The following is a 13,773-nucleotide window of genomic DNA, read 5'->3' as shown; positions in this document are numbered from 1 at the left end:
AATTCGCGTTTAACATTCGCTGCTGGCAACAATAATCCTCTTTTTGACATAACTTATCGTGATTCTTCGCGGGATCTGTTAGCAAGCTAAGGGTATGATATAGCGACTATTACAACCTGTTTTGGCTCTGCTATGTCTGCAATTCCGGCATTAACCAATGCCCAGCTTAATAAACGCATTATCTCCGTCGTGGTTTTTACCTTTTTCTGTTACCTCTCCATCGGTCTGCCGCTGGCGGTGCTGCCGGGCTATGTGCATAACCAGCTGGGATACAGTTCGTTTGTTGCCGGACTTATCATCAGTCTGCAGTACTTCGCCACGTTGATTAGCCGCCCCCAGGCCGGTCGCTATGCCGATCTGCTCGGACCAAAAAAAGTGGTGCTGGCCGGGCTGGTGCTGTGCGGTGCCAGCGGTGCGCTGAGTATTCTGGCGGTGATATTTAATAGCTCTCCACTGGTCAGCCTGCTGCTGCTGGCTGCGGGAAGGGTGGTGCTGGGCTTCGGTGAAAGCCTGACGGCTACCGGATCGATCCTGTGGGGGATTAATGTGGTCGGCACGGTGCAGAGCGCCCGGGTGATCTCCTGGAACGGCGTGGCGACCTATCTGGCCATGGCAATGGGCGCACCGCTCGGCGTGATGCTGAATTCGCTGTTTGGCATTCCTGGCTTTGCCGGGTTGATCGTGGTGATGGCGATTCTCGGCTTCTGGATGGCAACGCGCCGGCCGGCGGTCAAAGTGCAGGTGGGCGAGCGCACGTCGTTCAGCCAGGTGTTTGGCAAAATCTGGATCTACGGCCTGTGCCTGGGGCTGGGCACGGTGGGCTTCGGTACGATTGCCACCTTTATCACCCTCTATTTCAGCCATCACGGCTGGAGCGGTGCGGCCTTCTCGCTGACGCTGTTTAGCTGCGGATTTATTCTGATGCGCCTGCTGTTCAACAACAGCATCAGCCGCTTTGGTGCGATGCGCGTATCGCTGGTGTCGTTCACTATTGAGTGCGTCGGCCTGTTGATTATCTGGCAGGCGAGCAGCGTATGGATGGTGGATTTGGGGGCGTTTCTCACCGGCTCCGGCTTCTCACTGATTTTCCCGGCGCTGGGCGTGGAGGCGATTCGGCGCGTTAAGCCGCAGAATCAGGGATCGGCACTGGGGCTTTATTCTGCCTTCCTCGACTGCGGTCTGGGGATCACCGGGCCGCTGGCTGGCTTACTGATTGGGCACTGGGGAATTGATGCTATCTATCTGGCTGCGGCGGGCGTGGTGCTGATTGCGCTGGCGCTGATCGTGAGAATGCTGATGCGGGGGGACGGTCGATCCCCCCGGCCGGATCAGTAAATTTCCGGTACGATCATCTCTTCCGGCACCGGGTTGCGGCGATACTCATCGTGACGCTCCCGGTGCGGCAGGGTGATAGTTTTCTGCTCCGTGTCCTCATACGGGATCTGGCGCAGCAGATGGCTGATGCAGTTCAGGCGCGCTTTCTTTTTGTCCACGCCCTGCACGATCCACCATGGGGCTTCATCAATATTGGTACGTTCCAGCATCTCTTCTTTCGCCTCGGTGTACTCTTCCCAGCGGCGGCGGCTTTCCAGGTCCATTGGGCTGAGCTTCCACTGTTTTAACGGATCGTGGATGCGGCTGAGGAAGCGCAGTTCCTGCTCTTCATCGGTAATGGAGAACCAGTATTTAACGATCTGAATTCCGCTGCGCGTCAGCATCTTTTCAAACTCCGGCACGCTGCGGAAAAACTCTTCCACTTCCTGTTCGTTGCAGAAACCCATCACCCGCTCAACGCCCGCACGGTTGTACCAGCTGCGGTCAAACAGCACCATTTCTCCTGCGGCCGGAAGGTGCGCGATATAGCGCTGGAAATACCACTGGGTGCGTTCCCGATCGTTAGGGGCGGGCAGGGCGGCAACGCGGCAGTTGCGTGGATTAAGGCGCTGGGTAATGCGTTTAATCACCCCGCCTTTGCCGGCAGCATCGCGGCCTTCAAAAATAATCACCAGGCGGTGGCCGGTGCGAGTGACCCACTCCTGCAGCTTGACCAGTTCACCCTGCAGGCGCAGCAGCTCGCGGAAATAGTGCTTACGCCAGGCCTTTTCACCCGGTTCAGGCTCGCGGCCGTCGCCAAAACGCAGATCGTCAAGTTCCATCTCCAGCTCTTCGTCGTAGCTGTCGTAGAACTCCTGCAGCAGGCGCTGGTTAATATTCTCAATGGAGAAATCATTACCTTGCATCGCCATTCTCGCTTACCCCCGGTAAGGTTAAAAAGTAGTCATTGTGCTGTTAAACAGAATTACTCTCCGGTAATACGCAGTTTTTATGACAAAGAAATGACGAAGCGGGCGAATAAATGCTCATTCGACGGCGGTGGTAACAAAACTGTCATCTGCATAGGTCAGGATAGGGTTAATACGGCCCTGTTTTAGCCTGGTAAATCTATGACTCAACGCCTGCCGCTGGTGCGGCAAAAACCTGACTTTAGTGATGATGTTTCTGGCCTGATTTATGGCTATCAGTTTTTCAACGGCCGCGAGCCGCAAAGTTTGACCGTACAGCAGTCGTGTGAGGCGTGGAACAGCCAGAGCAGCACGGAAGATAGCTTTCTGTGGCTTCACGTTAATCTGAATCACGCTGCCGCCGCGCGCTGGCTGCAAACCCATTTTGCCGTAGACGAAGAGTTCTTCGACGAGATCCAGCACGGTTCACACAGTACCCGTATTGAGCGGCAGAACGATGCGCTGATGGCGGTACTGAACGACGTGATTTTTGATGCGCGTGAAAGCCGGGAGGAGAGTGCCACGCTGTGGATCTGGTGCCGGGCGGGGCTGGTGGTCAGCGCCCGCTTTAAGCCGGTCAGGCTGGTGGAGCGGTTACAGCAGAAGCTGATTGCCATGGACCTGCGATCGCCAACCGAGCTGCTGGCCCAGCTGCTGGCGGAACAGGAAGATGTACTCGGTTTGATCGTGCGCCAGTCGAATCAGTATGTCGATCAGATTGAAGAGAGACTGTTAGGTCAGCATATCAAAAGCAATCGCGCAGAACTGGGCAGACTGCGGCGCACCCTGCTGCGTTTTCAGCGCCTGCTGGCCCCGGAGCCGGCCGCGCTTTTTCGGCTGATAAATCGGCCACCCGGCTGGCTGAACCCCAGCGTGGTGCAGGATCTTCGGCAGTTTACCGAAGAGTTTACGGTGGTACTGAACGACCTTAATGGTCTGACCGAACGCATCCGTCTGCTGCAGGAAGAAGTGGCTGCACAGCAGTTGGAGCAGAGCAATCGCACGCTGTTTACCCTGACGCTGATTACCGTGCTGGCGCTGCCCATTAATCTGGTCGCCGGTTTTTTCGGCATGAATGTAGGAGGGATACCGCTTTCAGGTAACCCACATGGTTTCGTGCTGTTAGTGATGCTGGTGATGGTATTTAGCTGTGCGGCGGCCTGGCTGGTGCTTCGGCGGCGGGAACCGAGATAAAAAAAAGGGAAAGGGTGGCATCCTTTCCCGGTGGAAATGCTGGCCGAGACACAAACGCCAGCGGTGAGAACAACATGGGTTCTCCAAAGCCTATTGTTGTCGAGGGCATTAGCAAATTAACGCTAACGCAGCATTAAGCTAATGCGATTAGCCTGGTCAGTACGAGTCATTCCGTGCGCTTGTGCGTATTTTCATTAATTAAATCAGGTAGTAAGATGTAGCCTAATTCGAAGTAATTATATAAATTGCGGGCGATCAAAAAGGAGCAGGACGCGATTCGAAGATGTGCAGCTGAAGGTGTCCGCAGCCATCCGGGAGAAGGGTTCATTATTCTGCAAGTGAAGCTTTATGGCATAAAAAAACTGCACCTTAATCAGCGCCTCTGGCCGCCTTTCAGGTGCAGTTTTTAATCACCGGGCCAGTGAGCGGCCCCTGATGTGAATCAGGATTTCGGCGTGCTGTAGATTGGGCCTGGCTGGCTCAGACCTGGAATGGTCTGGGCGTTGCTTTCAGCGGGTGCATCGGTCGCTGCCGGTGCAGACTGCTCGGTGGCTGGCTGCTCCGCCGCGGCCTGTTCAGCGGGTTGCTGCGCTGCGGCAGTGGCATCACCGGTAACAGAATCAATCACGTTGGCACCCTGCGGGGTGACCGGCGTCATCGGCTCTTCTTTCGGCAGTGCACCTTCCTGCTCTGGGACAGCAACCGGAGCGGTGGCATCGGCTTCACCGTTGACTTTTACCGGCATACCGGAACGGGTTTTCAGCGCGTCTTCCATGCTGGTGGTGTTAACGCTGGCATCGCTAACCACTTTCGTTACCGCAGCGGTAAGCGTCAGTGGAACCGGCTCGCGTGACTGGAACTGCTCTTCAGTCTGCGACAGCGGGTTGTGGATCTCGACATAGCGTGAACCGTCCGGCTCGACCGTTGCCTTAACAGGCTGATCGATAAACTGCACGCGCGTGCCAACCGGCACGTTGTCGAACAGCCATTTAATATCGTCAGCGCGCAGACGCACGCAACCGTGGCTTACGCGCAGGCCGATACCAAAGTTGGCGTTGGTGCCGTGGATGGCGTACAGGCGGCCAATATACAGCGCATAAAGACCCATTGGGTTATCCGGGCCAGCCGGGAAAACGGCAGGCAGAGATTCACCGCGCGCGGCGTACTCTTCGTGCATTTTCTTGGTCGGGGTCCAGGTCGGGCCGTCTTTTTTACGCTGAACTGACGTGGTCCAGTTAACCGGCGTATCTTTACCCAATTCACCGATGCCGATTGGCAGCACGACAACGGTTTTTGTGCCTTTCGGATAGTAGTAAAGACGCATTTCGGCGCTGTTGATCACAATGCCTTCACGCGGAGCATCTGGCAGGATCAGCTGCTGAGGAATGATCAGTTTAGTGCCCGCTTTCGGCAGATAAACGTCAACGCCCGGGTTCGCTTCCATCAGGTTGCTCAGACCCATCTGGTACTGCGCAGCAAAGGCTTCCAGCGGAAGCTTGCTGTCTTCAGGAATAGTGATTTCCAGATTCTGTCCGGTCAGGCGGCTGTTGGCGGCCGGAAGCGGATAAACCACGGCTAAGGCTGAGTGGCTGAACGCCGCTGCGGCCAGAAACAGGGTGACAAATGCACGGATGCTTTTTTTCATATTATTTCAGGTGTAGCGCCATGTAGACTGTTGATAAACGACCCAATACTGGTCAACTGTGACCGGCTGCACATTATATGTTCATAATGGCCTCGGATGAAACCAGGATTTATCTTTGTTGAACTTTCTTTACGAAGAATTGTCTGCAATGCCACCAAATCACGGTGAATTTTCACCCGAGCCAGCGTCAACAATGACCTCAGTGATTTTTCCTCTCAGTTAATTCTGAAGAAAACACTACATTATTCAGTCAAGGTAGCAGAACCCGTGCGATGTTAAAGCCCCTGAAGTGGTCAGGGCACGCCGATAAGCACAATAAAGATCGTGTGTTTTCTTAACCAATCAGAACGGTGATATTCGCCTGGGTATGAGTACGAGCAGAAAAATCGCGGATGATGGGAGTGTCGGGGCGGAAAAACCGCCCCGTTAACGATTGAATAAAGCCTGTTATGTCTTTGAATAAAGCATGTCATGCCTCAGACCATGATGCTCCCGATGCCGGTCGTAACGTCTACCGGCGCGGGAAAGCATTACTGGCCGATTGCGGCACGTTCCTGGCTGGCTGGTAGCGCCTGCTGTTCGCGTTCGGCCGCCAGCTGGCGCATATCATCCCACCACTGCCGCCATTTCTCTGCCACAACCGGGGTGAAAAAGCGTGCCGCGCTGCGTGCAGCTGCCCCGCGCATGGTGCGCAATTTGCCGGGGTGCTCGAGCAGATCGATCAACGTATCCGCCAGCGCCTGCTCGTTACCGTCTTCAACCAGCACGCCTGCCTTGAAATTGCTCAGCAGATTGCGCGGACCGTAATCGACGTCAAAGCTGACCAGCGGCGTACTGTAGGCCAGCGCTTCCAGGCCAGAGAGTGAGAACCCTTCCTGGTCGGAACACAGTACCGCGCAGCAGGCCTCGCGATGAATCTCTTCGATATTGTTAGAGAAGCCATTGATATGAATATTTTGCGTCAGGTCTTTGTCCTGTACCTGTTTAATCAGGCCAGCACGCAGTGGGCCAACGCCCCAGGTATGCAGCTGCGCATCAGGAACGGCCTTCAGGACTTTTTCAAATACTCGAATAAGAAGGTCGTGACGCTTTTCCGGGGCATAGCGGGCCACATAGAGCACATTTTTACTGGCCTTCTTGCTGATTTTTTTTGTCGCCTGCGGATTATCAATATGGTTTGGGATAACGCGCAGTCGCTGCGAGGCAAAACCACCGTTGGTCAATGCCTGCTGCTGTCCATCCGTTAAGACGACTAACTGGTCGATGTTTTTCTCGCTGTCGAGAACGCGCGCATAGCCCGCTTTCAGTTTGCCATCGGCTAACAGATGGGTGGAGTGGAACAGTGAGGTGAGCGTACCGTTGCACTGTAAATGCGGCGCGCGGCGGATAAATTCGCTCCACGGACGGGTTTTATCGACCACAAAGTGCCATTCGGTGCGCGAATCGAGGCACATAATCGCCATTTCCGCAACGAACGCCGCATCGCTGCGCCAGCTGAGTTTCTCACCGTTTGGCTGGCCGACCTCAATGCTGGATAACAGGCTGCTCTGCTGGCGCTGGGTATAGTGCTTGCGCAGAACGATGCGCTGACGGCTGTCGACATAATCTTCAAAGCTCAGCTCGCCTTCACGCCCCGGCAGCGCATACTGCAACACGCGCAGCGGCGCGTCTTTCGCCCCCGTTGAACGTAACAGCACGCCCTGCGGGATCGCCGCCAGCGGCGCGAGTTTTTTGCTATCGCAGAGCGGCGACAGCCACTGATAAATGCTCATCACTTGAGTCTCTGCCGGCAGCTTACCGGCCGCCTTGAAGGCTTCAGTGGTTTCTTCCAGCGCCGGGTTAAACGATGAAATCAGGATGGTCGGCACCACGCCAAGATACTCTTTAAACAGTCTCGCGCGCTGCAGTGTCGCCACTTCAATGCCGTTACCGACGTTGCGCAGGTTTTCACACAGGAACAGCACGCGCGGATCGCCTGATTTGCGCGGGCCACCGCGCGCGGCCAGGGCCTTAGCCGCTACCGAGGCCTTCACAGCGGCCGCCTGTTCATGGGATGGCTGACGGAGGTAGTTATGGTAGGCGACATAGCCAGACAGATAGTGTTCAACATCATCGATCCTCACTCGGAAGCTGTGGTGGCGGATAAAGAAGCTGCCAACAATACGCTCGGGGTTTTTAAAGAACATCGCCAGTTCCGGCCAGAAGAAGCCGTTCAGCAGGTAGCGGGCGCGGAACTCCAGCGCTTCGTAGAATTTATTCAGGTCGAAGTCAAACAGCAGATGGGCGTGGCGCTCGTCGGCGGCCATCCGCACGATCATTTTCTGCGCCGCCATCATCAGCTCAAGCAGCGTTGGGAAAGTAGTGATACGCGTCAGCACAAAATTGAGATAGTCGCGCACGTTATCCAGCCCGAACTTGAAATAGCGCTCTTCCGGGCGATACAGCGTCAGTTCATTAACGCAGTAGCTCAACCAGTGGTCGTGCGCCTGCCAGTGCTTATTCTCAATAAAGTAGTCAAACGCGCGCTCAACGATCTCCAGCCAGCGCGGATTACGCGTAATGCCGTACAGCCGCATCAGTGCAAACGCCGCTTCACCGTCGTAATAGATGATGCGCTGTTCCGCCTTCACCGACAGGCTGGGGAAGTTCAGCACGTGGACAAACGACTTCTTATCGGTCTGCATAAAGCCGATGCCGTTTGCCAGCCGTTCCATCTGTGCCAGATAGCGCTCATCGCCGGTCAGTTCGGTGTATTTCGCCATCGCCAGAATACAGACGGCGTTACCGCCCAGCTTGATCTCATTTCCCGTATCCACGAGGAAATCGGCATCGCTGCCGTCCGGCAGTTTGCGCGTGTGGATCAGCTTGCCGGTCAGGTAGCGCAGCGAGCGCTCAACGGCTTCCATCTGCTGCGGCTGCTGGCTTTTCTCCCAGCCTTCAAGCAGGGCATAGGTGGAACTGGCGTGGCGCAGCGCGTTGTAGGAGTCGATAGGGCGGTCAAAGCAGGGGAACCAGCCGTAGTAAAACTCACCGGAGGATTTCACCTGTTCGGCCAGGAAGCTGGTGGCACTGTCAATCACCTGGGGCAGTGCCTCGCCCGGCCAGTTGTCGATGCGGCGATAGCCCGCGTTTAGTCCGCGATTTTCCAGCGGCAGGGTTTGCGTGCCGTCGGTAAATACGCCGCTGGTGGTAAAGCACCAGATGGTTTCATCATCACGCTGCGGCCACTGAAGCGGCTGGCCAAAACGCTGGCGGCCATAGCTGGCCAGGTTAATCACGTTCGGCGTCGCCAGGTTTTTATTGCCTTCGTACAGCACGGCGTTGGCGCACAGCTCCTGAGGCAGCATGGCGAGGGTAAACTGACTGTCCAGCGACAGCCCGCAGCCAAAGTAGTTACGCTTGGTTTTGCCGAATTCACGCTGCAAATCTTCCCAGCTCACCGCGCGGACCTGATCCACCACATCAACCCGCAGCCAGAGTGGCTTACGGCTTTGCTTTTTACTCCATTTTTGCAGCGCTTCCGCGCCTTCACTCCAGGCCTGTTCAAAACTGTTGCCGCTGGCAATATGGACATGCGCACGTTTATTACCGTGACAGAGACTGAAAAAGAGTACCCAGCCAGGATGGCCTTCCGGCAGTGCTGTGGTCGTCACACTTTCGGCAGAAATACGGGCTGCCTGCAAGAATTTGCTTAATGACATCTCATCTCCTCCAGAGACTATTAACGCTCTCTGAGCGCTTCTTTTACGCGGTTAAACGGTTTAAACAGGTAATCCATAACGGTTTTCTCGCCGGTTTTAATGTCAACCGACGCGATCATTCCCGGTGAAATGGAGAAGTGTTTGCCATTTTTATTCTGCAAATAGTCGACATCCGTGCGGATAAATACGCGGTAGTAGTAAATTTCGGGTTTCACTTCGTCCTGGATGGTATCCGGCGAAATCGTCTCAACCACGCCGTGCAGCCCGCCGTAGATGGCATAGTCATAGGCGCTGATCTTGACCAGGGCATCCTGGCCGGGGTGGATAAAGGCGATGTCGCGCGGGGACAGGCGGGCTTCGATCAGCAGGCGATCGTCCAGCGGTACGATCTCCATCAGATCGCCGTTAGGGGGGATAACCCCGCCGATGGTGTTTACTTTGATATTTTTGACGATGCCGCGTACCGGCGAGCGGACGGTCAGGCGATCAACGGAGTCCGCGCGGCCTTTAATCACCTCGGCAAGCGTATCGACTTCGGCGTTGGCCTTCGACAGTTCTTCCCGCGCCTGCACATAGTACTGTGAGCGCAGGTCGGTCATTTTCAGGTCGAGATCCGCTTTCTGACGGCGCAGGCGCAGCACTTCCACGTTACTGGCCGCGCCGGTGGTAGCCAGCCTTTCGGTGATTTGCAGTTCGCGTTTCACCAGGTCCAGCGCTTCGGAAATCCGCGACTCAGAATCGTTGAGCTGTGCCCGGCGGGTGTTATACAGGCGTGTCTCTGAGGCTTTCAGGTCCGTGTATTTGTCCAGGTCCGCCGGGAAGGTCAGCGGCAGATCGTTCACTTCGGCAGTCAGACGCGCAGCCGAGGCCAGCGAGGCGCGATAGCGTGCCGCACTTTCACCGACGTTGGACTGTGAACGCGTCGGGTCCATCCAGGCGACAATTTCTCCTGCCTCAACCCGTGAACCTTCACGCACGTTCAGGCCGCCAAGAATACCGCCGTCCAGTGACTGCAGGACCTGTTCGCGGGTGCTGGGGATCACCTTACCGGTACCGTTAGACACTTCGTCCAGCGTGCCAAACCACGCCCAGACGCCGATCACTGCCAGCATCAGTCCGCAAAGCCAGACAATCCGCGTTGCACCAGAGAGCTTGACTTCATCGCTGTGAATGCCATCAACATCATCCGCCAGCGAAATGGCTGCGGCATTGTAAGTTGGAGCCGGTAGGCGCGCCGCGTCGAGCGTGGCGGGCAGATCAGGCAAATTTGCTTTCATCACCGATCTCCTGAGTGCGTTTTTTCTCTTCGGCACGATTCATTGCTTTATCCTTCGGTGCATCCATTACCAGCGCACCATCTTTCAGCACCAGCACGCGTTCGGCCAGCTCCAGCACGGCGGCGCGGTGGGTGGCAATAATCAGCGTACGACCGGCCAGCCAGCCGCTCAGGCGCTGCAGGAAGTCACGTTCGGTGTGTTCATCCAGAGAGGCGGTGGGTTCATCAAGCAGGACAATATTGGGATCGCGCAGCAGCATACGCGCCAGCAGAATGGACTGACGTTGCCCACCGGAAAGGCCCAGCCCGCCCTCCATAATTTTATGTTCCAGCCCCAGCGGCAGGCGCTTGATAAAGTCGGCCGCGCCGCAGACTTCCAGCACCGCAAAGATATCCTCGTCGCGGGCATGAGGGGCACCCATCGTCAGATTGTCGCGCAGCGTACCGTGGAACATGCGGGCGTTCTGCGTTAACAGGCCGACGTTGCGGCGCAGATCGGCCACGTCGATATGCGGCAGGCTGAGGTTATCTAACCTCAGCTCACCTTCAGCCAGCTCAACCCCACCGGCCAGCGCCTGTAGGAAAGTGGATTTACCGGCCCCGTTACGGCCGAGTACCGCAATACGCTCGCCGCGGCGAATCTCCAGCTTGGCTACGCGCAGCGGTATCTGATTGGAATCCAGGTCGTAGCGGAACACGGCGGATTTAAACTGATAGTCGCCATACAGCGTGGCGCAGTGGACGCGGGCTTCATCGCCGCCGTTTTCCACCGGTAGCTGCATGATGTTATCCAGACCGTCCTTCGCCGATTTGACCTGCTGCCAGCGGGCCAGCACGCCGCACAGGCTGGTCATCGGCGCAATCATGCGCGAAGAGAGCATTGAGGCCGCAACGATAGCACCGGTGGTAATTTCACCCTCAATCACCATCGGGGCACCGATCATCACTACCGTGGCATAGACAAGATTCTGTACCGTCATCCCCCAGCTGATCAGCCCCTGGGTCAGGCGGCGGGTTTTTAAACCGGACTGCGCGGTGATCTGAATGTAGCTGTTCCACTGCTGCTGGAAGCGCTGCTCGGCCTGCATCAGTTTGATATCTTCCAGTCCCTGCAGGCTTTCTACCAAAATGGCGTTACGCAGGGTGGTTTCCAGCGAGGACTGACGCGCCAGACGGGCCAGTTTCTTTTGCAGTAACAGACCAGGAACCAGCATCAGGATGGTGGCGACCGGGGCTATCCACGCCAGATGCGGGGAAATCACCACCAGAACGCCCATAAACAGCAGGAAGAACGGCATATCGACGATGGCGGAAACGGTGCTGGAGGTGACCATTTCGCGTACCTGCTCCAGCTCGCGCACCTGGGAAATAAAACTACCGGTAGAGCGGGGGACCGCGCTGTTACGCAGGCGCAGCGCGTGGCCAAATACGCGGTCTGAGACGCGCAAATCGGCGCGTTTTCCCAACAGGTCGGTAATATGCCCGCGCGCAATACGCATAATAAATGAGAACAGGATCGCAATCATCACGCCGCCGAACAGCACATACAGCGTTGGGTAAGACTGCGCCGGGATCACCCGGTCATACACCTGCATCGAGAAAACGATGCCGGACAGCGCCATAATATTAATGATCAGCGAGGCCAGCATCACATACCAGTAGGGGCGGATATCGCGCAGTACCAGGTTGCGCAGCCAGTTTGGCGTGTAATCGGCCAGATAGCGGTCGGCACGGATATCTTTTGCTACAGCGACCGGGCGGAAGGCGGCAATATGGCGGATTTCCGGCAGCAGTTCGGAAAACGGCAGTTGGGTCACCAGCTGGGCATCGCTGATAAAACTGACGCCGACGGTGTCCAGGCCGTCATAGCTTTCGATAATTCCCACCTGGCCGTCTTTCAGCTGGATCACCAGCGGCAGCCGCCAGTTAGAGATCTCACTGTCTTTTTCATTCAGCAAGCGCCCTGACAGCCCGGCCTGGCGACCGAGGTTCTGGATCACCGAAGCCAGGGGTTTATCCATCTGCCAGCTGGCCGCAGCCTGCAGGCCGCCGGGGGAATATTCCAGACGGTAGTGTCTGGCGATGTGTCCAATGGCAGTCACCCAGTCGTGAAGATGGCTTTTCTCATTATTATTCTCGCCGTTATCGGGTTCGAGAGGTTCCTGGTGCAGCTGACTCATGGTTGGATCTCCACCTGCTGGATCTTCTGATTATCCAGTGCAAAGGCACTTCGGATATGCCCCGTGCTGTACAGACAGTCCAGCTGCAGGGTGCGCAGCTGGGCGATGGTCTGCTGCTCGGTAAAACGGGACTGATAAATTTCCTGCTCGGCGTTCAGCACGTCGAGCAGCTGACGGGTGCCAAGCTGCAGATACTGCTGTTGATACAGCTCGCGGGTTTTTTCACCGAGTGCCTGTTGACGGGCCTGAATGGCCAGCGTCGTGCTGAGGCTCATCGACTCATTCTGCGAAGCGCTGAGCTGCTGACGTGCATCCAGGCGGGCAGAGCGAACCATCGCATTGGCGGCTTCCAGCGTGTGTGCTGCCGCCGCGCGCTGCGCGTCAAGACCGCCGCCCTGATACAGCGGCATCTGCACCCGCACATAGGCGGAGTACTGAGTACGATCCAGCGACTGATTATTTGGATAGCGATCGTTGAGGTAGTGAGTGACTTCCGGCTCCAGGGAGATGGTCGGCATCCGCTGAGCATTGGCGTAATCCAACTGGGCCTGTGCCTGATTGGCTTGTGCCCAGGCCGCCAGCACGGAAGGTATTAAGCGATCGTCAACCTGGGTAACTTCACAGGCTTTCCCCAGCTTTGGAGGGAAATCATTATTGACGCGGTTCACGGCTTTCCAGCCAAGATAGGTGGCCAGCGTTGCGCGCCAGCGGTCAAGGTTCGCGCGATACTGCATCAGCGTGGCGCGTGCGCCTTCAATACGGGTGTTGGTCTGTACCACATCGGAGAGGGAACTGGCCCCCTGATCGTTACGTTCACGCGCCAGGCCACCGATGGTGTTAAGCGAGTCGAGTTGCGCCTGCGCGATAGCAACCAGTTCCTGATAGCCCTGAACCTGAACGAGTGCGGCGGCCGTATCATGAGCGACCTGATCGATGCTCACCAATACTTTAGCCTGCTGTTGTGCCACGCCGGCATTCGCGGAACGCACCGAACTGTCAACTTTTCCGAAGTCATACAGCATCTGTGAAAGCGAAAGCACCAGCGACGGGCTGTAACCGTGTCCACTGTACGTGTTGGTAATGCCGTTGTTCATTCCACCGCTGATTTGCGGGTAGTACTTGGAGCGGGCGTAATTGACCTGCTCGTTCTGCTCAAACAGCTTTCCCACCTGTTCACTGATCGCGGGGTGCCACTGTACCGCGCGCTGCACCGCTTTGGTGATATCCAGGGGTTGTGAGCTATTTTCGATAATGGGTTCGGTGATTTCACCGTTAAGACTGGGTAATTCCTGTTGTGAAACAAGATATTGTGCGCTGATGCGCGAGGAGGAATCTTCATCCAGCTCTTCGGCCTGGGCCGGAGCCAGTGGAAATAAAGCACCGGTCAGCATTAATAAGCCTGCCGTACTGCGTTTTACGCGACGAATCATAGAAATTCTTTTTCCTGTTCGCTGTTGCTGATCTCTTACATGCTTCACCCGTCTGCGGGGTTTTA

At 56.4% G+C, this 13,773-nt stretch carries 8 protein-coding genes; 2 read left to right on the top strand and 6 right to left on the bottom strand.

The genetic code is table 11. From position 1 onward, the window contains the following. Positions 1–132: 132 nt before the first annotated feature. Positions 133–1,335: an MFS transporter gene (locus JOE09_RS07270; RefSeq protein WP_205065319.1), complete on the top strand. Its 1,203-nt coding sequence runs from the start codon at positions 133–135 to the stop codon at positions 1,333–1,335. Here JOE09_RS07270 and ppk2 read toward each other — a convergent pair. Further along, positions 1,329–2,246 carry a polyphosphate kinase 2 gene (ppk2, locus tag JOE09_RS07265; protein ID WP_205065318.1) on the bottom strand — a complete coding sequence of 306 codons (918 nt, stop codon included), beginning with the start codon at positions 2,244–2,246 and terminating at the stop codon, positions 1,329–1,331. The two genes, JOE09_RS07270 and ppk2, sit on opposite strands and share 7 nt — an antisense overlap. 198 nt (positions 2,247–2,444) lie before the next feature. On the opposite strand from ppk2, the gene JOE09_RS07260 reads away from it, so the two are divergent. Next, entirely contained in the window at positions 2,445–3,476 is a 1,032-nt protein-coding gene (locus JOE09_RS07260; RefSeq protein ID WP_205065317.1) for a transporter, read from the top strand. Positions 3,477–3,918: 442 nt separating this feature from the next. On the opposite strand, the gene JOE09_RS07255 is transcribed toward JOE09_RS07260, so the two are convergent. The 5 genes from JOE09_RS07255 to JOE09_RS07235 form a co-directional block, all read right to left on the bottom strand. Next, the gene (locus JOE09_RS07255; protein WP_205065316.1) at positions 3,919–5,121 is read right to left on the bottom strand and encodes a L,D-transpeptidase family protein; all 1,203 of its coding nucleotides are present in this window, start codon (positions 5,119–5,121) and stop codon (positions 3,919–3,921) included. A gap of 530 nt (positions 5,122–5,651) precedes the next feature. Further along, complete coding sequence (locus tag JOE09_RS07250; protein ID WP_205065315.1) at positions 5,652–8,822, bottom strand: glycosyltransferase; 3,171 nt, start codon at positions 8,820–8,822, stop codon at positions 5,652–5,654. A gap of 20 nt (positions 8,823–8,842) precedes the next feature. Then, entirely contained in the window at positions 8,843–10,099 is a 1,257-nt protein-coding gene (locus tag JOE09_RS07245; RefSeq protein WP_205065314.1) for an HlyD family type I secretion periplasmic adaptor subunit, read from the bottom strand. After that, on the bottom strand, positions 10,080–12,278 hold the full coding sequence (locus JOE09_RS07240; RefSeq protein WP_205065313.1) for a type I secretion system permease/ATPase: 2,199 nt from the start codon (positions 12,276–12,278) through the stop codon (positions 10,080–10,082). The genes JOE09_RS07245 and JOE09_RS07240 overlap by 20 nt, the downstream gene beginning before the upstream one ends. Further along, positions 12,275–13,708 (bottom strand): TolC family outer membrane protein, encoded by a 1,434-nt coding sequence (locus JOE09_RS07235; RefSeq protein WP_420830623.1) that lies wholly within the window; start codon positions 13,706–13,708, stop codon positions 12,275–12,277. The genes JOE09_RS07240 and JOE09_RS07235 overlap by 4 nt, the downstream gene beginning before the upstream one ends. Positions 13,709–13,773 lie beyond the last annotated feature (65 nt).

The organism is Pantoea coffeiphila (genome assembly GCF_016909495.1).
Classification (GTDB): Bacteria; Pseudomonadota; Gammaproteobacteria; order Enterobacterales; family Enterobacteriaceae; genus Erwinia; species Erwinia coffeiphila.
This window is presented reverse-complemented; position numbering and strand designations above follow the sequence as displayed.